This window comes from Serratia nevei (assembly GCF_037948395.1).
GTDB classification, from domain to species: Bacteria; Pseudomonadota; Gammaproteobacteria; order Enterobacterales; family Enterobacteriaceae; genus Serratia; species Serratia nevei.
In genome coordinates this window covers 2,968,922-2,988,572 of the sequence record NZ_CP149940.1, presented here as the reverse complement: position 1 = coordinate 2,988,572, position 19,651 = coordinate 2,968,922, and the positions used below count along the sequence as shown (strand labels likewise).

General features: G+C 58.2%; 20 protein-coding genes and 1 riboswitch. Of the genes, 9 read left to right on the top strand and 11 right to left on the bottom strand.

From position 1 onward, the window contains the following. Positions 1-4: 4 nt before the first annotated feature. A complete protein-coding gene (gene rlmA, locus V8N38_RS14350; protein WP_147839855.1) occupies positions 5-823 on the top strand; it encodes a 23S rRNA (guanine(745)-N(1))-methyltransferase in 819 nt (272 codons plus the stop codon). A 64-nt stretch (positions 824-887) separates the two neighbouring features. Here the strand turns inward: rlmA and mntP are convergent, their stop codons facing one another. The 5 genes from mntP to manX form a co-directional block, all read right to left on the bottom strand. Further along, positions 888-1,457, bottom strand: coding sequence for a manganese efflux pump MntP (mntP, locus tag V8N38_RS14345; RefSeq protein ID WP_004927615.1), 570 nt, complete (start codon positions 1,455-1,457; stop codon positions 888-890). 7 nt (positions 1,458-1,464) lie between these two features. Then, a riboswitch (yybP-ykoY riboswitch) is annotated at positions 1,465-1,652 on the bottom strand. A 218-nt stretch (positions 1,653-1,870) separates the two neighbouring features. After that, positions 1,871-2,329: a DUF986 family protein gene (locus V8N38_RS14340; protein ID WP_070914699.1), complete on the bottom strand. Its 459-nt coding sequence runs from the start codon at positions 2,327-2,329 to the stop codon at positions 1,871-1,873. A gap of 54 nt (positions 2,330-2,383) precedes the next feature. Then, a complete protein-coding gene (locus V8N38_RS14335) occupies positions 2,384-3,226 on the bottom strand; it encodes a PTS mannose transporter subunit IID (protein ID WP_033634889.1) in 843 nt (280 codons plus the stop codon). A gap of 15 nt (positions 3,227-3,241) precedes the next feature. After that, on the bottom strand, positions 3,242-4,042 hold the full coding sequence (locus V8N38_RS14330; RefSeq protein WP_033634888.1) for a PTS mannose/fructose/sorbose transporter subunit IIC: 801 nt from the start codon (positions 4,040-4,042) through the stop codon (positions 3,242-3,244). Between the two features lie 55 nt (positions 4,043-4,097). Next, entirely contained in the window at positions 4,098-5,057 is a 960-nt protein-coding gene (gene manX / locus V8N38_RS14325; RefSeq protein ID WP_033654424.1) for a PTS mannose transporter subunit IIAB, read from the bottom strand. A gap of 562 nt (positions 5,058-5,619) precedes the next feature. On the opposite strand from manX, the gene V8N38_RS14320 reads away from it, so the two are divergent. Beyond that, entirely contained in the window at positions 5,620-7,164 is a 1,545-nt protein-coding gene (locus V8N38_RS14320) for a TerC family protein (protein WP_049195011.1), read from the top strand. A 16-nt stretch (positions 7,165-7,180) separates the two neighbouring features. Here the strand turns inward: V8N38_RS14320 and V8N38_RS14315 are convergent, their stop codons facing one another. The 4 genes from V8N38_RS14315 to pabB form a co-directional block, all read right to left on the bottom strand. Next, complete coding sequence (locus V8N38_RS14315) at positions 7,181-8,767, bottom strand: EAL domain-containing protein (protein ID WP_060439765.1); 1,587 nt, start codon at positions 8,765-8,767, stop codon at positions 7,181-7,183. 268 nt (positions 8,768-9,035) lie between these two features. Continuing rightward, a complete protein-coding gene (gene sdaA, locus V8N38_RS14310; protein ID WP_060423975.1) occupies positions 9,036-10,400 on the bottom strand; it encodes an L-serine ammonia-lyase in 1,365 nt (454 codons plus the stop codon). Between the two features lie 446 nt (positions 10,401-10,846). Beyond that, positions 10,847-11,425 (bottom strand): CoA pyrophosphatase, encoded by a 579-nt coding sequence (locus V8N38_RS14305; RefSeq protein WP_060439766.1) that lies wholly within the window; start codon positions 11,423-11,425, stop codon positions 10,847-10,849. Continuing rightward, entirely contained in the window at positions 11,422-12,795 is a 1,374-nt protein-coding gene (gene pabB / locus V8N38_RS14300) for an aminodeoxychorismate synthase component 1 (protein WP_147839856.1), read from the bottom strand. Before pabB ends, V8N38_RS14305 begins: the two co-directional genes overlap by 4 nt. A gap of 529 nt (positions 12,796-13,324) precedes the next feature. On the opposite strand from pabB, the gene V8N38_RS14295 reads away from it, so the two are divergent. Together V8N38_RS14295 and V8N38_RS14290 are read left to right on the top strand one after the other, a co-directional pair. Beyond that, positions 13,325-14,326, top strand: a complete 1,002-nt coding sequence (locus V8N38_RS14295) for a glycosyltransferase (protein WP_060439767.1) — start codon at positions 13,325-13,327, stop codon at positions 14,324-14,326. A gap of 70 nt (positions 14,327-14,396) precedes the next feature. Continuing rightward, positions 14,397-14,642 carry a YoaH family protein gene (locus tag V8N38_RS14290; RefSeq protein WP_049202444.1) on the top strand — a complete coding sequence of 82 codons (246 nt, stop codon included), beginning with the start codon at positions 14,397-14,399 and terminating at the stop codon, positions 14,640-14,642. 34 nt (positions 14,643-14,676) lie between these two features. Here V8N38_RS14290 and purT read toward each other — a convergent pair whose 3' ends face one another. After that, positions 14,677-15,855 carry a formate-dependent phosphoribosylglycinamide formyltransferase gene (purT, locus tag V8N38_RS14285; protein ID WP_060423968.1) on the bottom strand — a complete coding sequence of 393 codons (1,179 nt, stop codon included), beginning with the start codon at positions 15,853-15,855 and terminating at the stop codon, positions 14,677-14,679. Positions 15,856-16,101: 246 nt separating this feature from the next. Here purT and cspC point away from each other — a divergent pair, with 246 nt between their 5' ends. The 5 genes from cspC (at position 16,102) to yebF (ending at position 19,031) form a co-directional block, all read left to right on the top strand. Continuing rightward, positions 16,102-16,311 carry a cold shock-like protein CspC gene (gene cspC, locus V8N38_RS14280; RefSeq protein ID WP_004927572.1) on the top strand — a complete coding sequence of 70 codons (210 nt, stop codon included), beginning with the start codon at positions 16,102-16,104 and terminating at the stop codon, positions 16,309-16,311. Between the two features lie 147 nt (positions 16,312-16,458). After that, positions 16,459-17,841, top strand: a complete 1,383-nt coding sequence (gene dbpA / locus V8N38_RS14275) for an ATP-dependent RNA helicase DbpA (RefSeq protein WP_060423966.1) — start codon at positions 16,459-16,461, stop codon at positions 17,839-17,841. A gap of 88 nt (positions 17,842-17,929) precedes the next feature. After that, on the top strand, positions 17,930-18,253 hold the full coding sequence (locus tag V8N38_RS14270; RefSeq protein WP_060423963.1) for a YebG family protein: 324 nt from the start codon (positions 17,930-17,932) through the stop codon (positions 18,251-18,253). Between the two features lie 39 nt (positions 18,254-18,292). After that, positions 18,293-18,601 (top strand): N(4)-acetylcytidine aminohydrolase, encoded by a 309-nt coding sequence (gene yqfB / locus V8N38_RS14265; protein ID WP_060423960.1) that lies wholly within the window; start codon positions 18,293-18,295, stop codon positions 18,599-18,601. Positions 18,602-18,671: 70 nt separating this feature from the next. Then, the gene (yebF, locus tag V8N38_RS14260; protein ID WP_060423958.1) at positions 18,672-19,031 is read left to right on the top strand and encodes a protein YebF; all 360 of its coding nucleotides are present in this window, start codon (positions 18,672-18,674) and stop codon (positions 19,029-19,031) included. A gap of 55 nt (positions 19,032-19,086) precedes the next feature. Here the strand turns inward: yebF and V8N38_RS14255 are convergent, their stop codons facing one another. Beyond that, entirely contained in the window at positions 19,087-19,650 is a 564-nt protein-coding gene (locus V8N38_RS14255; protein ID WP_147839857.1) for a lipoprotein, read from the bottom strand. Position 19,651 lies beyond the last annotated feature (1 nt).

Sequence of the window (19,651 nt, the reverse complement as noted above, 5' to 3'; positions counted from 1 at the left end):
TTTCATGTCTTATCAATGCCCTCTGTGTCATCAACCGCTGCATTTTTCATCGCAACACTGGCGTTGCGACGGCAATCATCAGTTCGATCAAGCCAAAGAAGGCTACGTCAATCTGCTGCCGGTGCAGCACAAACGATCGAAGCAGCCGGGAGACAGCGCGGAAATGATGCAGGCACGGCGCGCGTTTCTCGACGGCGGTTATTATCAACCGCTGCAGCAGCAGGTGGCCGAGTGGCTGGATTTGGCGCTGGCGGCCGATGCAGGCGCGCTGTTGGACATAGGCTGTGGGGAAGGGTATTACACCGCCGCCGTGGCCGCACGGCTGGCGCAGAAGCGCAATATGGCGGTCTATGGGTTGGACGTCGCCAAGGTAGCGATCCGCTACGCCGCCAAACGTTATCCTGCGGTCTCGTTCTGCGTCGCCTCCAGCCACCGCCTGCCGTTCGCCGACGCGGCGCTGGATGCGGTCTTGCGCATTTATGCGCCTTGCAAGGCAGAGGAGCTGGCGCGGGTGGTGAAGCCGGGCGGTGTGGTGGTGACGGTTTCGCCGGGCCCGCGTCATCTGTACCAGCTGAAAGAGCAGGTCTACCAGCAGGTGCAGCTGCATGCCGAGCAGGACGAACAGTTCGACGGTTTCGAGTGCGAGCGTAAAGAGGCGTTGGCCTATACGATGACCCTGCCGGGCGCGCAGGCCGCCAACCTGCTGCAGATGACACCGTTCGCCTGGCGTGCTACGCCGGAGGTGCAGCAGCGACTGGCGCATGGCGGCGAGTTCGTGTGCGAAACGGATTTCGCGCTGGCGCTGTACCGACGCCGCGCTTAACAGGCGCACTGAGCCCAGAAACAAAAAAACCTGCCGCGGCAGGTTTTTTTGCAGAGTGAGCGCCTCAGGCCAGGTAGCCGAGGTGCTCCAGCAGAATGTTGACGCCGATACCGATCAGCACCACGCCGCCGAGGATCTCGGCGCGTTTGCCCAGCAGCGGGCCGATAAAGCGGCCAATCATCATGCCCAGCGTCGCCATGATCATGGTGGCGCAGCCGATGGCCATGGCGGTATGCACGATATTCACCTGCAGGAAGGCCAGGCCGACGCCGATAGCCATCGCGTCGAGGCTGGTGGCGATAGCGGTGGCCACCAAGATCCAGAAGCCGTGGCGTTTGACCTTCTCTTCCTCATCGGGCCTGTTGCGCACCCCTTCGACGATCATGCGCATGCCGAGAATGAACAGCAGAGAGAAGGCGACCCAGTGGTCCCATTCCATGATGTATTGGCTGGCGAACAGACCGATGGCCCAACCGATGAGCGGGGTGATCGCTTCGACCACGCCGAAGATCAGGCCGGTGCGGATCGCTTCGCGGAAACGGGGTTGATGCAGGCTGGCACCTTTGCCGATCGAAGCGGCGAAAGCATCCATGGACATGCCAAAAGCGAGAATGAGTGTTGCTGAAAGGTTCATGTGAAATAGCCTCGGCCGGGTGGCTCCATATACACGTAACCCACCCCCAACCAAACGACGGAGTTACGTGTCTATGGTCTCGCCAACCTTACCTGGCTGCCCGCACCACGTTTCATACGGCGAAACGAGTATGTTGATACGGGCGTTTCTGGCGTTTTATTCTCCAGAAACCGGCTACTCCCCAATGACGGCGCAACCATACCATATTATTTCTGCCATCGACAACTTTATTCTAGAGTCATGTTCGCTCTTAATTGAGACTCGTTTTCATTAATCTAAGTTCATGCGGGAATATAATGTAGACGTGGGTAACAATGTTGCGGAAATAATAGTCAGAGTAAAAATGGCGCTGCCGATTAATTATCCACAAGCAGCGCAAGGTTTGAGCGAAAGCAAAATGAGATTTTCTTTATCTATTGATTATCAATGAAAAAGTGGTAAATCTTCTCCAGGTCATCCAGGTGCGTCACCTGAACCAACAGCCGGCGCTGTTCCAGGTCGACGGCCAGAATGCCATCCTCCGATAAATTCATGGCTTTAATGCGGTTATATTCGACAAACACATTGGCGAAGAAAAATCCGTGCGCTTTAAACACCATCTTGGGAGCGCGAATATAAGAAACATAGATAGCGAGCAGCGCCAAAGAAATAAGCAAATAGGTGGTTAATACCGCACCGTTGGTGGTGACGTTGCGGTAAATCAGAATGGCGATCAGGCCGACGAAAATCAGGCTGTCGAGGCGATGACGGCGTTTGAGCGCCACTTTCAGCCGCGTTTTACCTTTCAGCAGGTCCATGCCGAATTCGTCGTACAGCGAATACAGCAACAGCAGGGCGATAAACAGCATCAGTACGGCGTCGGTCAGTGACATCTCTTGCTCCACACATAAAAAAGCCGGGGGTTGCCCCCCGGCCGATTCGAACGATTACAGGCCCAGCAGGCCAATCCAATAGCCAAAGATACCGATGACGAAGAAGCCGATGATGATCCACAGCGCATTGACTTTTTTGCGCAGCAGCCACATACAGGCGAAGGTCAGCAGCAGTGGCACCAGGCCCGGCATCAGCTGGTCGAGGATGGTCTGCACCGTGGTGACGTTGGTATGCCCGGTCTGGTCGGTGATCTTGGACACCACCAGCGGGATATTCACGTGCGTCCACTTGTTGACCAAGGCGCCCATAACAAACAGGCCGAGAATAGACGCCCCTTCCGTCAGTTTTTGCAGGAAGCCGCCGCCCATGTCGTTGACGATATCCACCCCTTTACGGTAACCGTAGGCCACGCCGTAGTAGCGGGTCAGCAGGCGCACCAGGTTGAACAGCACGAAGAACAGGATCGGCCCGAGCAGGCTGCCACTCATGGCGATGCCGGCGCCGAGCGCGGCGAACACCGGCCGCACGGTGCCCCAGAAAATCGGGTCACCGACGCCCGCCAATGGCCCCATCAGACCGACCTTGATGCCGTTGATCGCACCGTCGTCGATCGGCGCGCCGTTGGCGCGTTGCTCTTCCATCGCCATGGTCACGCCGAGCACCGGTGCCGCCACGTAAGGGTGGGTGTTGAAGAACTCGAGGTGGCGCTTGATCGCCTGTTTGCGATCGTCATTGTTTTCCGGATACAGGCGACGGATCACCGGTACCATCGAGAAGCAAAAACCCAGCGCCTGCATGCGCTCGAAGTTCCACGACCCCTGGAACAGGTTGGAGCGCAGGAATACGCCGCGAATATCGGCCGGCGTGAGTTTCTTTTGAGCAGTTGTATCAACCATTTCTCTCACCTATTCCTAGTCGAGTTCGTTATCGAGATCGTTCGCATTAGCCGGGCCGGCCTGGACAACCTGGGACTTGTTGTATTTCGGGCTGAGCTGGATATACAGCACGGCCATCACCACGCCGATGACGCCGAGCGCCACCAGGTTGAAGTTGGTGAAGGCGGCGGTCACGAAACCAAGGTAGAAGAACGGCATCAGGTAGCCGGCGCGCATCATGTTAATCACCATCGCGTAACCGACCACCACGATCATGCCGCCGGCGATGTTCAGGCCGCTGGTGACCACTTCCGGGATCGAGTTGAGCAGGGCGTGTACCCCGGCGGTGCCAACCGAGATGGCGACGATGACCGCCGGAATGGCGATACGCATCGCCTGCAGCAGCAGGGCGCCGATGTGGATCCAGGTGATGGCCCGCAGGCTGCCGCGCTCCGCCGCGCTGTCCGCCGCGTGCTGGAAGGCCACGGTGAGGGTACGTACGATGATGGTCAACACCTGGCCGGCCGCCGCCAGCGGAATGGCCAGGGCAATACCGGCGCCGACGCTTTGCCCGCCGGCGATGACCAGAATGGTCGAGATGATGGACGCCAGGGCGGCATCCGGCGCGACTGCCGCACCGATGTTCATCCAGCCCAGGGCGATCATTTCCAGCGTACCGCCGATAATGATGCCGGTTTTCATATCGCCGAGAATGAAGCCGATCAGGGTACAGGCGACCAGCGGACGGTGGAACTGAAACTCGTCGAGGACGGAACCCATCCCGGCGATACAGGCAACGATAAATATCAGCACAATCTGAAGAGTGGTGATCTCCATTGCACTTCTCCTATGACCAAAAAGCTCTGAGTAAAATAATCAGCGGCTGGCGCCACTAATTGAGTTTGTTAATCAGGTCCATCATTTTTAGCCGGCTGTCGGACGAGACCTTACGCACCTCCAGCTCGATACCGCGATCGTTCAGTTTCTTAAACGCTTCGATATCTTTTTCATCGACGGAAACGGCGTTGTTCACCTGGGTTTTCCCCTGGCGGAACGCCATGCCGCCGATATTGACGGATTGAATATCCACGCCGCCTTCCACCAGACGCAAGACGTCGGTCGGGTTGGTAAACAGCAGCATTACGCGGTCGTTGGCGTACTTCGGGTTGTTCCAAACGCGGATCGCCTTCGCCACGTCCACCACGTGAGCGGTGACGCCCGGCGGGGCGACCTGGGTCAGCAGGGTTTTGCGCACATGGTCGGCGGCGACTTCATCGCTGACGACGATAATGCGGCTGACGTTGGTTTCTTTGGTCCAGCGGGTGGCGACCTGGCCGTGAATCAAACGGTCATCGATGCGCGCCAGGCCGATTTTCATGTGGTCGTTCGGCCCCAGCGGCGCCTGAGGGGCAGCGGCTTTGGCGACGGGTGCTGCGGGTTTTGCGGGTTCTTCCTGCGGTTTTTTCAGCGCTTTCACGCCTTCGCGGCCGGTTTCCAACGCCAGCGCCACCAGTTCATCGAAGGCGGGGTTGTCGTCCCGCGCCATGAAGGTTTCCACCAGCATCGGAATGTTGACCCCGGTGACGACCTCATAGTTTTCTTTGTCGACCGCAATGCGGCTGGCGGCGTTGAACGGGCTGCCGCCCCAGGTATCCACCAGGAACAGCACGCCGCCGCTGGTATCCAACCCACTGATTTTTTCGTTGTACTTGACGATTAACGTTTCGGCATTCTCACCGGGAACGAAGTCTATAAAGGCGACGTTGTCCTGCTCGCCCAATAGCATCTCCGCCGTTTTCAGCAGTTGTTCCGCTGCAGCCCCGTGTGTGCCGATGATAATAGCTATTGCCACTCGCTACCTCCTCGTTGAACTCCAGGCGCGGTTTGTGTCGTTTCTCCGCGCCGTCTTGGCAGTCACTTCCGCGGTTCAGATACATTATGGTAGAAAAAAAGAAACGCACGCCTAACATTTCTCACGCAGTTTCAAATGCCTGTGCGTGATGCTTCACGAACGCGACATTTATTTTAGTGAGTGAAAAAATATTTTTTGTGACGCTGCTCCGTTATTGAATGCTCGGAGAAATCTTAGCTGTCGCAGATGATACGGCGCGGCGCCATGCTAAACCGCCGTTGAAAAAGCCGCTTTGTCCCCCAGAAAAATCCTGATACAGTAATTTCCTCTTTCATCACTAAGGAGTGAAGGGCCTCAGCCCTCCCTATGGACTGTCACCGAAGTTACTGTTTTACCAGGTTTCACCCGCCACCTGCTGGCGTTGCATATGCTGTTCGGCCCTTCGGCCATCTCCCGGTAACCCCATCCCGTCACTTTGCTATTGTCGACTGCGCCCATGCAGCGGCGGCATCGTCACGTCTGAGCGGCGTGCGCTCATTCCCACTTTTCTCTGGAGTCTGATATGGAATTTTTAATGGACCCCTCTATTTGGGCGGGGTTGCTTACGCTGGTGGTGCTGGAAATCGTGCTGGGCATCGACAACCTGGTGTTCATCGCCATTTTGGCCGACAAGCTGCCGCCGAAGCAGCGCGATAAGGCGCGCATCATTGGCCTGTCGCTGGCGTTGCTGATGCGTTTGGGCCTGCTGTCGGTGATCTCCTGGATGGTAACCCTGACTACGCCGCTGTTCAGCGTCGGCGATTTCAGCTTCTCCGGCCGCGATTTGATCCTGCTGTTCGGCGGGGTGTTCCTGCTGTTCAAGGCGACCATGGAGCTGCACGAACGGCTGGAAGGGCAGACGCACCAGGACGGCGCCAACCGCGGTTACGCCAAGTTCTGGGCGGTGGTGGTGCAGATCGTGATCCTTGACGCAGTGTTTTCGCTCGATGCGGTGATTACCGCCGTGGGTATGGTGAACGATCTGCCGGTGATGATGGCGGCGGTGGTGATCGCGATGGCGGTGATGCTGTTGGCGTCGAAGCCGTTGACCAACTTCGTCAACGCGCACCCGACCATCGTGGTGCTGTGCCTGAGTTTCCTGTTGATGATTGGCCTTAGCCTGATCGCCGAAGGCTTCGGTTTGCACATTCCTAAAGGCTACCTGTATGCGGCTATCGGCTTCTCGATCCTGATTGAATTGTTCAACCAGATCGCGCGTCGCAACTTCATCAAGCATCAAGCGCGTCGCCCGATGCGCGAGCGCACCGCGGAAGCGATCATGCGCCTGATGGGGCAGCAGCGTACACAGCAGACGGACGATGCGGTCGCCTTGCCGAGGGATGAAACCTTTGCGGCGGAAGAGCGCTATATGATCAGCGGCGTGTTGACGCTGGCCTCGCGTTCATTGCGCAGCGTGATGACGCCGCGCACCGACATTTCCTGGGTCGACTGCGAGCGCTCCCGCGAGGAGGTACGCGCACAGCTGCTGGATACGCCACACAGCCTGTTCCCGGTGTGTCGTGATTCGGTGGATGAGATCGTCGGTGTGGTACGCGCCAAGGATCTGCTGGTGGCGCTGGAGCAGGGTGAAGACATCGCCGAGTTCGCCGCCCGCACGCCGCCGATCGTGGTGCCGGAAACCATGGACGTCATCAAGCTGCTGGCGGTGCTGCGTCGCGCCAAAGGGCGTCTGGTGGTGGTCACCAATGAGTTCGGCGTCGTGCAGGGGCTGGTGACGCCGCTGGACGTGCTGGAAGCGATTGCCGGTGAATTCCCGGACGAGGACGAAACGCCGGACATCGTGGCGGAAGGCGACGGCTGGCTGGTGAAGGGCGGAACCGATCTGCACTCGCTGGAACAGGCGCTGGCCTGCGATGATCTGGTCAGCCCCACCGCCGACTACGCCACCCTGGCGGGGCTGCTGTTGGCCCACTACGGGCAGATGCCGGTGGCGGGAGATACCATCGAGCTGAACCACCTGCGTTTCGATATCGTTGAGGTGTCCGAATACCGTATCGAACTGGTGCGCGTTACCCGCGTCGCCCTGGACGATCCGGCGCACGCGTAACCCTCCCGCCGGGGGCTCAGGCCTCCGGCGGTTCCTCTTCCGCTTTCCTGACGCGCGATTCGTACTGCTGCAACCACAGCGGGAAAACATGAATCGGCATCGGCTTGGCGAAATAATACCCCTGCAGGGCATTGACCTCGCGTGAGCGCAGATAGTCGGCCTGTTCCTCCGTTTCGACCCCCTCTGCCACCAGTTTCAGCTTCAGGCGCTGCGCCAGCGTAATGATGGTGTCGGTCACCGTGGCGTTGACCGCATCGGTGCCGATGGCGGCGGTAAACCCGCGATCGATCTTCAAGACGTCCGGACTGAGGTTTTTCAGGTAGCTCAGCGAGCTGTGGCCGGTGCCGAAATCGTCGATGGCCAGCATGATCCCCATGTCTTTCAGCGTGCGGATCTGGTCATACTGGATCGCCGACAGCGCGGTGCGTTCGGTCAGCTCCAGCATCAATGAGGGCATCGGGTGCGCCGGCAGCCAAATCTGGCGGATATCGTCGATGATGTTGAGCGTTTTAAAGTGCTCGGCGGCGACGTTGATGCTGATGTAGAAGGACGGTCGTGGCGGGAACAGCTGCAGATTTTCCGTCACGGTGTTCATCAGATAGCGAGTGAGCGGAATGATGAGCTCATGCTGCTCGGCCAGCGGAATAAACACGTCAGGCGAGATCCATCCTTGTCGCTTCTTTTTCCAACGCAGCAGCATCTCGACGCCAGCGCAGCGCCCGGTGTCGCTGTGGATGATAGGCTGACAGTAGACGCGGAACTCCCGATGAGTGATGGCATGGCCGATGTGGTAAGACAGGCTCATGCGGTTGGCGGTGAGCAGATAGACCACATAGGCCGCCAGCAGGCTGATCAACAGCGCCAGCGGGATATGGCGCGGCAATGCGGACAGCGCCAGCATGCCGATCTGTGGGCCGAACAGTGAAATCGAGAACGGGTACAGCGCGGAGCCGGCGGTGTAGCGCAGGTCGTTGGTCAGGGTGTCGCGGCTCAGGATTTCGCGGCGGCCATATTCCAGGCTGCTGTCGTCCACGTTCAGGACCACTCGCTGAACGTAAGGCTCTTGCGGCTCGAGTAAAAAGTTGGACAGCAGCTCGATATTGAATACGTGCAGCACGCCGCTGGTTTTATCGCGGGGGGATGGCGTCCACATCACCAGCGTGGGCAGGCCTTTGCTGACCGCCAGAGAGGGGCGCAGCGCCAGCCTGGCGTTGCTGTCGACGAAGGTGGGCATCACCGCGGCCAGCTGATAATGACGGGCGCCAAACAGGCTGGAGCAGTAAATAACACCGTTTTTCACCAGCAACATCGCGCGTAGCGCCTGATTTTGCGCGGCGCGAAAGCGCAGGGTCGATGAAACGTTTTCGCAGGGTTGGTCCAGCATGTCCATACTGCGTTCCGCCTGCATCTGCGCTGGCGTCAGCAATTGGTTGATCTTGCCGACGGTGCGGGTAGCCAACGTCTGCTGGCTCTGCTCGATGCTTTTGACCTCTTGATAGTAACGGGTATACAGCGATACCAACAGAATAGCCACGCCCACCGCTCCGGCCAGCAGCCAACGGTAGTAACGATATCGGGACGCGGCGAGGTGGGTCATCAACATCCGGTAAATCCTTGTTCGGTAATCCAGCTCCGAGTCACAGTCAGGCCATAGATCCTTAAGTTGCGCTCGGCTAATTCTAGCCTGAGGTTATACAAGATTGATGGTAACTCAGTAAATTATTTCAGTATGGTAAAACAGAAGGCCAATTTGCAGGCTAACCGCCCGATCGATGAGAAAAATGCAGGATATTTTCTGGTGACATTGTCACTAAAAGCGGTCAATGAATTGATTACCCATAAAAAACCCCGCCGGGCGGCGGGGTTGTCTGTCAGTCGCATTGCACCTTGATCGCCAGGCCGCCGCGTGACGTTTCGCGGTACTTGGCGTTCATGTCTTTGCCGGTTTCGTACATGGTCTCGATCACCTTATCCAGCGAAACGCGCGGCTCGCTGGTGCGGCGCAGGGCCATGCGGGCGGCGTTGATCGCCTTGACCGAAGCGATGGCGTTGCGCTCGATGCACGGTACCTGTACCTGGCCGGCAACCGGGTCGCAGGTCAGACCCAGGTTGTGTTCCATGCCGATCTCCGCCGCCACGCACACCTGTTCAGGGCTGCCGCCGAGCAGCTCGGCCAGACCGGCCGCCGCCATGGAGCAGGCCACGCCGACTTCACCCTGGCAGCCAACTTCGGCGCCGGAAATGGAAGCGTTCATCTTGTACAGCGCGCCGATGGCGCCTGCAGCCATAAAGTAGCGGATATAGATATCCGGGCTGACGGATTCGATGAAGTGATCGTAGTAAGCCAGCACCGCAGGCACGATGCCGCAGGCGCCGTTGGTCGGCGCGGTGACCACGCGGCCGCCGGCGGCGTTCTCTTCGTTCACCGCCAGCGCGAACATGTTGACCCAGTCGATTACGTTCATCGGATCGTTGGACAGTTTGTCCGACGCCACCAGCATGCGGCGCAGCGCGGAGGCACGGCGCGGCACGCGCAGCGGCCCCGGCAGCACGCCTTCGGTGTTCAGACCGCGATCGATACAGGCACGCATGGTTTGCCAGACGTTACCGAAGTAGGTGTCGATCTCTTGCTTGCTGTGCAGCGCCAGCTCGTTCTGCATCACCATGCCGGACAGCGACAGGCCGGTCTCGCGGCAGTGGTCGAGCATTTCGCGCGCGGAGTTGAACGGATAAGGCATTTTCAGCTCTTGCTCGCCGGCTTTGCCGAAGTTCTCCTCGTCGACGATGAAGCCGCCGCCGATGGAGTAGTAGGTCTTGCTGTACACTTCTTTCTCGCCGGCGAAGGCGTGGATCTGCATGCCGTTCTCATGCAGCGGCAGGTTGTCGCTGCGGAAGACCATGCCGCCGTCGCGCGGGAAATCGACTTCATGCAGGCCGTTGGCCAGCATCAGGCGTTGACGTTGTTCTACATCGCGAATAAAACCCGGAATGCTATCGATATCGACGGTGTCCGGCATATTGCCGGCCAGGCCGAGAATGATGGCGATATCGGTATGGTGACCTTTACCGGTCAATGAGAGTGAGCCGTAAACGTCTACGGCAACACGCGTGATAGAAGGCATCAGGCCTTTATTTACCAGATCGTCGACAAACTGTTTGCCGGCTTTCATCGGTCCAACCGTATGAGAGCTGGACGGGCCGATGCCGATCTTAAACATGTCGAAAACGCTAATCACGCTAAAACTCCTTAAAGAGACGTATTGTTATGGCTGCGGCGGTTAAAAACCGCGCAGGGAACAGCGATATTGTAAAAGGGCCGTGCGGGTTCGGCTGCCTTTTTCGCATGAAATTAAATAATCCGTGGTGTCGCTTTTTTTGCTGATTACCCGGGGCGAACCCTTAAGCGGGGTATCCGCTTTCGCCTAAGCTCCATTAGCGGTAATCGCGCCAGCTTTCCGTGCTGAACGCCGCCGGCTTAATCCCTGTTTCTACAGTGGTTTATCTCGGACGGTGGTATTTTACAGGTATTTCGTAAGGTTTAAGAGAGGGTTTACAGTTTTTTTAAAACCATTCAATCGGAACGGTAGTTGAAAAAGCGATCAAATGAAGTGATTTCGATCGCTTTACCTGCAGCGGACGTCGACGGCCATGCCAGATTGCGAGTCAGATCACGCAATGCGGGTCAAATACTGACCTGCTGCGCCAGGCGGCGAATAATGGCGGCGGTCAGCCCCCAGATAAACTGGCTGTGATACCAGGAGAGGTAAATGCGGTGCGTGTGGCCGGCGCGATGGATATCCAGCGGGTAGTAACGCGACAGGGTCAGCGCTTCCCGCAGGGGCATCTCGAACACGTCCGCCACTTCGCCCTCGTTGGCGTGGAACTGCACGTCCGGCGGGATGAGGCCGACGATGGGCGTGACCTGAAATCCGGTGCTGCTGTCGAGCGGCGCCATTTGGCCGAGGACGGTTACCGCGTGTGGCGGTATCGCCACTTCTTCCTGCGCTTCCCGCAGCGCCGTGACGATCGCCGACCCGTCTTCGGCATCGGTTTTCCCGCCGGGGAAGGCCACCTGGCCGGCATGTTTACGCAGCGAATCGGCACGGCGGGTCAACAGCAAGGTGGGCTCAGCGCGGCAAACGATCGGGATCAGCACCGCCGCCGGGCGCACATTGTGCGAGATCTGCGCCGCCTGCGGTAACTGCAGTTGAAAACGGCTGATAAAGGCGTGCAGTGAGGCCGGTGAATTCGATGGGATCACGACAGGGAGTACTCCCCAAGCTGCGGCAGAATACGACCAACCTTGTCGAAGGTTTCCTGGTATTCCGCCTGTTCCTGGCTGTCTGCCACGATGCCGCCGCCGGCGGAGCAGTGGATGCGGCCGTTTTCGGTGACGAGCGTGCGGATGGTGATGTTGGTGTCCATGGTGCCGCAGGCGCTAAGGTAACCGATGCTGCCGCAATAGGCGTTGCGACGCTGCGGCTCCAGCTCTTCGATGATTTCCATCGCTCGCACCTTGGGCGCGCCGGTGATCGAACCGCCGGGGAAGCAGGCGCGCAGTAGCTCGGTGGCCGAGGTCTGCTCCGGCAGGGTGGCGGTAATGGTGCTCACCAGGTGATGTACCGCCGGGAACGGCTCCACGACGAACAGTTCCGGCACCCGTACGCTGCCGGGCTGGGCGACGCGGCCGATATCGTTGCGCAGCAGATCGACGATCATCAGATTTTCAGCGCGGTCCTTGGGCGAATCGGCCAAACGGCGAGCCTGTGCGGCGTCTTGTTCTGCGTCCGCCAGCCGCGGCAGCGTGCCCTTGATCGGGCGGGTTTGTATACGCTGCTGCTCCAGCCAGAGGAAACGCTCGGGAGAGACGCTCAGCACGCTGTTGTGCGGCAGCCGCAGGAAGGCTGAGAACGGCGCACGGTTGCAGGCGCTCAGTCGGCAAAACGCCTGCCATTCGTCCCCTTGGTAGTCGGCGGAGAATCGCTGTGCCAGGTTAATCTGGTAACAGTCGCCGCTGCGCAGGTAGTGCTGAACACGTTGGAACTTCTCGCCGTATTGCCGCCGCGTCATATTGGCATGCCAGCCGCTACGCAGCGTGAAAGGGCGCTCCGCCGGCGCGGTTTGGCGAGTGAGCCAGCGCCAGCGCTGCTCCACATCGCCATAGCTGAGCAGCGTCAGGGTTTGCAATTGGTGGTCGGCGATCGCTGCCCAGTCGTAAATGCCCACCGCCATGTCCGGCAACGCGAGGTCGGCTTCGGCCAACTGCGGCAAGGTTTCCACCCGGCGCCCGAGATCGTAGCCGAACAGCCCCAAGGCTCCGCCCTGAAACGGCAGAGCCGGGTTAAAGGCCGGCTGCCAAGCTTGCGCCGCCAACTGCTGCTGCAGCAGGGAGAACGGATCTTCCTTCGAGTGAGTAGTGACGCCGTCACTTTCGATTTTCGTGCTGGCACCCTGGGTGGTGAGCGTAACGCGCGGCTGTGCGACCAGAATATCGAAGCGGTTATGCGAGTGATCGGCAAAGCCCGAATGCAGCAACATCGCCCAGGGCTGTGCTGAAAGCGGGGCGAAAAGTGTCATCAGAGCACTGCGGCTATAGGGCAAAGACTTTATGTTTGGGGCGGTTACGCTCATGAACGTCAAAAAACCTGGCTGTGAAGACGGCAATGTCTGGGCGTTAGTGTGCCATAGACGGTTACGGCATGCATGTTTTGCCATGCGAGACATGCAGCACAGTTCACATAAACGGCAGTTCAATAAACCTGAAATAAGGCATTTTTTGCGCCATTCATTATACTTCGGTATGTTAAAAATTTAACGTCAAATAAACTGGAAGCCTGCTTTATCGAGGGCGCAAGACCCGAGAAATATAAAAACGATTCGTTAATTTCATCAATTTATTGTTACCCATGGTTATTAACTGGGTGATGCGGGAAAGTTTTGTCTGTGTTTTGTCGCGCGGGCCACTCTGTGAAATGGATGCCTGATTCGACACTGTTTTTCTTGCTGAAAGCATGAAAAGACAAAACAAGATAAATCTTATTTAGCCTGTTGCGGAAATCTGAGCGCCTTAGGCCTATTTATCCCCTCTGGCGCTGAATGGATTGATATTTTTAAAAAAATAAAATTATTATTTTGTTACATTATCATTGAAGAGCCGCCTATGTCGTTAATGTTGAGCGTCATCGTCCCGATGCACAATGCGGGAGAATTATTAGAGCCTTTCCTGGCTTCGTTGCTGGCCCAACGCGAACAACGCCTGGAGGTGATCATCGTCAACGATGGTTCTACCGACGGTTCAGGAGAGACCGCGCACCGTTACGCGGCGGCGCATCCGCATATTCGAGTCATCGATCAGGCCAACGCCGGCGTTTCTAACGCGCGTAATGCCGGGCTCGCCGTGGCCCGGGGAAAATACGTGGCGTTTCCCGATGCCGACGATCTGCTGGCGCCGAACATGTATTCCACGCTGCTGGAGCAGGCGGAGCTCCACCAATTAGACGTGATGCAATGCAATGGCGAGCGCTATTTCGCCAGTGAAGACGAATTACAGCCGATTTTTCCCGAGGCACGTTTACAGACCACCGACGTTATCACCGGCGTACAGTGGTTCGAACGTGCATTGAAATCGAGAAAATTTATTCACGTTGTATGGTTGGCAATATATCGCCTCGATTTTATCCGCCGGCATCGGCTTTATTTTGAACCGGGATTACATCATCAGGATATTCCCTGGACGACCGAGGTCATGTTTAATGCCCAACGGGTCAAATATTTAAGTACGCCGCTGTACCGTCAACGGGTACACGACAAGTCGATCAGCAACCGTCGCCGCACCGGCAAAGCAAACGTGGATTATCAACGCCACTATATGAAAATCGTCGAAATGCTGGAGCGGCTCAATCTGCGCTATGCAAGCAGCATTGCCATTCGTCCGGCTTTTCATTGGCAAATCACCCGTGAAGCGTTGGGCATTTGCCACAGCATTCGCCGTGAGCCGGATCCGGTCGCCCAGAATCAGATTACCGAAGAGTTTTATCAGCGCGGCATCGACAGAGCGATGTTCGCCAACGCGCGCGGCGTGAAGCAGGGGTGGCATGTCATGCTGTGGCGGCATCGCCTGAAGCAGTGGCGCAGCGATAACGGCTGCTCGCAAGTGGCCTGAGGCACAAGACTTTGGGATCCGTCGCGTTAGCGCGTATACTCCTTCTCCCTTTTGCCGGAGAGAACGACACATGCATGCAGGTATGCCATTACTGAGTCACGCGGAGCAGCAGGAAGCGGCGGATCGCATCCATCAACTGATGGAGCAGGGCATGAGCAGCGGTGAAGCCATTGCTCGCGTTGCGCAGGAAATTCGTGAGAAGCATCAGGGCGCTCAGGTTGCGGTACTGTTCGATGACGATGATGAAGACGAGCAGCATGATGCCGCACCGGAGGCGTCGCGGGATGACGATGCTGAAGAAGACGAAGACTATTGATGTTATCGGGGCCGCGCAAGCGGCCCCGTCAGTTTCAGCCGTTGACCGCCACGGCGGCGGCGGCTTGTTTCGCCAGCTCCACCGCCTGTTCCGTCGTGCTCGCCGTTGCCAGCGCTACGCCCAGACGACGTTGCCCGGCGATCTCCGGTTTGCCGAACAGGCGCAGCTGGTTGTGCCCGCACAGCGCATTTTCCAATCCGCTGAAACGCACATCGCTGCTGGTGAGCTGCGGCAGGATCACTGCCGAAGCGGAAGGGCCGAACTGGCGGATGGCGCCGATCGGCAACCCGAGAAAAGCGCGAACGTGCAGGGCGAACTCGGACAGATCCTGTGAAATCAACGTGACCATGCCGGTATCGTGCGGGCGCGGTGACACCTCGCTGAAGATCACTTCGTCGCCACAGACGAACAGCTCCACGCCGAACAGCCCGAAACCGCCCAGGGCTTTCACCACTTTCTCCGCGATAGCCTGGGCCCGGCTCAGCGCCGTCGCCGACATCAGTTGCGGCTGCCAGGATTCGCGATAGTCCCCATCCTCCTGACGATGGCCGATCGGCTCGCAGAAGTGCACGCCGTCCACGGCGCTGATGGTCAGCAACGTAATTTCAAAATCGAATCTTACCAGCCCTTCGACGATCACCCGGCCGCCGCCGGCGCGGCCGCCCTGTTGGGCGTAATCCCAGGCGCTTTGCAGTTGTTCAGGCGTGCGGATCAGGCTTTGCCCCTTGCCGGAAGAGCTCATCACCGGTTTGACGATGCACGGATAGCCGATGTGTTCGACCGCCTGCTGGAAAGTCGCCTCGCTGTCGGCAAAGCGATAGCTGGAGGTGGGCAGGCCAAGCTCTTCCGCCGCCAGGCGGCGGATGCCTTCACGGTTCATCGTCAGGCGGGTGGCTTCGGCGCAGGGCACTACGCGGTGGCCCTGGCGTTCAAGTTCGACCAGCATGGCGGTGGCGATCGCTTCGATTTCGGGAACGATATAGTCCGGCCGCTCTTGTTCGATAACGGCTTTCAGCGCGTCACCGTCCAGCATATTGATGACGTGGCTGCGGTGCGCCACATGCATGGCGGGGGCGTCGGGATAGCGATCGACGGCGATCACTTCCAGACCGAGGCGCTGGCATTCAATGGCGACTTCTTTACCCAGCTCCCCGGAGCCGAGCAACATAACGCGGGTGGCGGAAGGGCGCAGGGCGGTTCCAATCGTTAACATAGTTTCGTACCTGGATCGGTGAAAGTAAGCGGATTGATGATCGGCGGGCAGTATATACGAAAACGATTGCGTGCGCAGCCGCCGCGCCAAGTTTGTTGCTAACTGACTGTTTTTATAACAAGCAGAAATATTTGCCCTGCATGGGCGATTGTGCGTTAATAAGGGACGGCGAAAGAAGGCCTACATATAGCAAGGTTTTCGCGTCTCGTGCCGTCAAGGCAGGTTTATCAAGTAAAGGAAACACAAATGAGCAAGATCACTGGTCACGTTAAATGGTTCAACGAAAGCAAAGGTTTCGGCTTCATCACGCCTGCCGACGGCTCTAAAGACGTTTTCGTTCATTTTTCCGCTATCGTTAGCGATGGTTTCAAGACCCTGGCTGAAGGCCAGCAGGTTGAGTTCTCCATCCAGGACAGCCAACGTGGCCCAGCCGCAGCCAACGTCGTTGCTATTTAACGACTGAGCCGCCAAGAAACCCGCCACCGGCGGGTTTTTTTATGCCCGCTGCCCGTAACGCCGCCCATCTCTGTTATCATTTACCGCTGATTCGGCGCCAGCCTGCGGGCGCGCCGCCATTCCATTCGTCATATAAGAGTTATCGCCGTGAGCACAGTTTCTTTTTCTTCCCTGCCGCTGCCAGCCGAACAGTTGGCCAACCTCAACGAACTGGGGTACGCCAAAATGACGCCGGTGCAGGCCGCCGCGTTGCCCGCCATCCTGCAAGGGCGAGACGTGCGCGCCAAGGCGAAAACCGGTAGCGGTAAAACGGCGGCGTTCGGCATTGGTTTGCTGAATAACATCGTCGTTGCTCAGGTTGCCACGCAGGCGCTGGTGCTCTGTCCCACCCGCGAGCTGGCCGATCAGGTGAGCAAAGAACTGCGCCGCCTGGCGCGCTTCACGCAGAACATCAAAATCCTGACGCTGTGCGGCGGCCAACCGATGGGGCCACAGCTCGATTCGCTGGTGCACGCGCCGCATATCGTGGTGGGAACGCCGGGCCGCATCCAGGAACACCTGCGCAAGAAAACGCTGCTGCTGGACGAGCTGAAGGTGCTGGTGCTGGATGAGGCTGACCGTATGCTGGACATGGGCTTCGCCGACGACATCGACGATGTGATCAGCTACACGCCGCCGCAGCGTCAGACGCTGCTGTTTTCCGCTACCTACCCGGCGGGTATCGAACGCATCAGCGAGCGCGTTCAGCGTCAGCCGCTGAGCGTCGAAGTGGACGATGACGAAGCGCAGACCGCCATCGAACAACGTTTCTATGAGACCACGCGCGATCAGCGGCCGGCGCTGCTGGTGTCGGCCATTCGTTATCATCAACCCGCGTCCTGCGTGGTGTTCTGCAATACCAAACGCGATTGCCAAACGGTGCTTGAGGCCCTGGAGGCCCGCGGTATCAGCGCACTGGCGCTGCATGGCGATCTGGAGCAGCGCGACCGCGACCAGGTGTTGGTGCGTTTTGCCAACCGCAGTTGCCGGGTGTTGGTAGCGACCGACGTCGCCGCTCGCGGGCTGGATATCAAAGAGCTGGAGCTGGTGGTTAACTACGAACTGGCGTTCGATCCTGAAGTGCATGTGCACCGTATCGGTCGTACCGGCCGCGCCGGCATGAGCGGGCTGGCGATCAGCCTGTGCACGCCGCAGGAAATGGCGCGGGCGCACGCGATTGAAGACTACCTGCAGATGACCATTGCCTGGGCGCCGGTGTCCGAGCTGAGCGGGGCCGCCAACGGTTCGCTGGAGGCGGAGATGGTGACGCTGTGCATCGACGGCGGCCGTAAGGCGAAGATCCGCCCCGGCGATATCCTTGGCGCGCTGACCGGCGATGCCGGGCTGACGGCGGCGGAAGTGGGCAAGATCGACATGTTCCCGGTGCATGCCTACGTCGCGATCCGTAAAGCCAGCGCGCGCAAGGCGCTGCAGCAGCTGCAACAGGGCAAAATCAAAGGCAAGAGCTGCAAGGTGCGGCTGCTGAAATAAGCCGAAGGCGGGTGGCGGTTTGCCTTCCCGCCGCTATCTATTTATACTGTATATAATTACAGTTATTTGAGTATTTGAGGACGCACGCATGGCGGTTGAAGTTAAATATGTGGTGGTGAGAAACGGTGAGGAAAAAATGACTTTCGCGAGCAAGAAAGAAGCCGACGCCTACGACAAAATGCTGGATTTGGCGGATAACCTCGGAGAGTGGCTGCAACAGGCGCCGCTGAACCTGGACGACGAACAGCGCGAAGGGCTGAGCTTCTTCCTGGCAGAGAATAAGGACGCACTGGGTCTGATTCTGCGCGGCGCATCACCGGCGGAAACCGGCAAAAAACCGACGGAAGCGAAAGCGAAAAAAACGGTCTCTAACTCAAAAGAGGGATCTGCGTCAGAAAAGCAAGCGGCATAATGACTTATGTTGCGGTGTTGTGATGAAAAAGGATCTAAAATGAGCCGTGAAATAACTTTCTTCAGCCGCTTTGAGCAAGACATTCTGGCCGGGCGCAAAACCATCACCATTCGGGATGCCAGTGAGTCGCACTTCGAACCGGGCGAGGTATTGCGCGTAAGCCGCAATGAAGACGGCGTATTTTTCTGCTTTATCGAAGTGCTGTCGGTAACGCCGGTGCGCCTGGATGCGCTGACCGAACGCCACGCACAGCAGGAGAACATGTCGCTGAGCGAGCTGAAGCAGGTGATCAAGGAAATCTATCCGGGCCTGGATGCGCTGTTTGTCATCGAGTTCGTCAAACGGTAACTCTTTGCCGAAACCCTGTTGTGAGCCAGGGATGGGCGCCCGGATAGCGCTAATCACAACGGGAGGACATATGAAAAAAACGGGTTTGGCTATCGCCTTGTTGGCCATGATGGGAGCATCGACTGCGGTGTGGGCGCAGGATCAAGAGCAACGCACCGCCAAGGTGGGGCAGTGTGCCGGTCTGCAGCCGGCGGATATTGCCGCTCAGGTCAAGCGTGATTTCTTGCAGAACCGCATCACGCGCTGGGAGGCGGACAAAAAGCTGCTGGGCACCGCAACCCCGATCGCCTGGGTCAGCCCGGATGCCATCACCGGCAAGGATCAGGTGTGGCAGGTGCCGCTGACGGTGCGGGGTACCAAGATGGATAAAACCTACAACGTGACGCTCAACTGCAACACCGGCGAGATTGCCTACAGCGCGCCGCAGTAATACTTTCCCGCAATAAAAGCCCGCCGCTCGGCGGGCTTGATACATCAAGACGCGGTCAGTCGCTAAACGGGATCACCAACTCACCCGGTTTCACTTCCAATCCCTTCGCCAGTTTTTTCGCCAGCGCTTCGGTTTTGCTGTTGTCAGGATTCAGCACATAAGCCGGCTTTTGGTCGAAGTAAGATTTCAGCGACTGGTTCAGGTATGGCGTCAGCGCTTTCATTACCGTCTGCATTTTTTCCGGCTGCACGCTGTAATCGGTCAACTCCATATCCTTCAGGTAAATGGCGCCCTGTGCACGGTCGTAAACCGGCTGTGCTTTCAGCGTCAGCTTCAGGTCCGCCGCCTGCGGGCCGAGAATCGACGTGACGTTGACCTTGGCGTCGCCGGAAAGGGTGACTTTACCCGGCTCGCTGCGGCCGATCTGGCTTTGCAGCTGCGTCAGCACGATGTTGGCGTCCACCAGGCCGGGCACGCCGATCTGCTTCTGATAATCATTGTGTTTCTGCAGGTAATCATTCACTTCCTGCTCGCTCAGGGTGTATTGGGTCAGTTGATTGCAACCGGCCAATACGCCGGCGAACAGCAGGGCGGCTGCGCCCATCAGGATCCTCTTCATT

Bases quoted from the DNA above. Each gene is read 5' to 3' on its own strand.
- rlmA (WP_147839855.1), top strand. From the start codon at position 5: ATGTCTTATCAATGCCCTCTGTGTCATCAACCGCTGCATTTTTCATCG.
- mntP (WP_004927615.1), bottom strand. From the start codon at position 1,457: ATGAACCTTTCAGCAACACTCATTCTCGCTTTTGGCATGTCCATGGAT.
- V8N38_RS14340 (WP_070914699.1), bottom strand. From the start codon at position 2,329: ATGTCACTGACCGACGCCGTACTGATGCTGTTTATCGCCCTGCTGTTG.
- V8N38_RS14335 (WP_033634889.1), bottom strand. From the start codon at position 3,226: ATGGTTGATACAACTGCTCAAAAGAAACTCACGCCGGCCGATATTCGC.
- V8N38_RS14330 (WP_033634888.1), bottom strand. From the start codon at position 4,042: ATGGAGATCACCACTCTTCAGATTGTGCTGATATTTATCGTTGCCTGT.
- V8N38_RS14320 (WP_049195011.1), top strand. From the start codon at position 5,620: ATGGAATTTTTAATGGACCCCTCTATTTGGGCGGGGTTGCTTACGCTG.
- V8N38_RS14315 (WP_060439765.1), bottom strand. From the start codon at position 8,767: ATGTTGATGACCCACCTCGCCGCGTCCCGATATCGTTACTACCGTTGG.
- pabB (WP_147839856.1), bottom strand. From the start codon at position 12,795: ATGAGCGTAACCGCCCCAAACATAAAGTCTTTGCCCTATAGCCGCAGT.
- V8N38_RS14295 (WP_060439767.1), top strand. From the start codon at position 13,325: ATGTCGTTAATGTTGAGCGTCATCGTCCCGATGCACAATGCGGGAGAA.
- V8N38_RS14290 (WP_049202444.1), top strand. From the start codon at position 14,397: ATGCATGCAGGTATGCCATTACTGAGTCACGCGGAGCAGCAGGAAGCG.
- purT (WP_060423968.1), bottom strand. From the start codon at position 15,855: ATGTTAACGATTGGAACCGCCCTGCGCCCTTCCGCCACCCGCGTTATG.
- cspC (WP_004927572.1), top strand. From the start codon at position 16,102: ATGAGCAAGATCACTGGTCACGTTAAATGGTTCAACGAAAGCAAAGGT.
- V8N38_RS14270 (WP_060423963.1), top strand. From the start codon at position 17,930: ATGGCGGTTGAAGTTAAATATGTGGTGGTGAGAAACGGTGAGGAAAAA.
- yqfB (WP_060423960.1), top strand. From the start codon at position 18,293: ATGAGCCGTGAAATAACTTTCTTCAGCCGCTTTGAGCAAGACATTCTG.
- yebF (WP_060423958.1), top strand. From the start codon at position 18,672: ATGAAAAAAACGGGTTTGGCTATCGCCTTGTTGGCCATGATGGGAGCA.
- V8N38_RS14255 (WP_147839857.1), bottom strand. From the start codon at position 19,650: ATGAAGAGGATCCTGATGGGCGCAGCCGCCCTGCTGTTCGCCGGCGTA.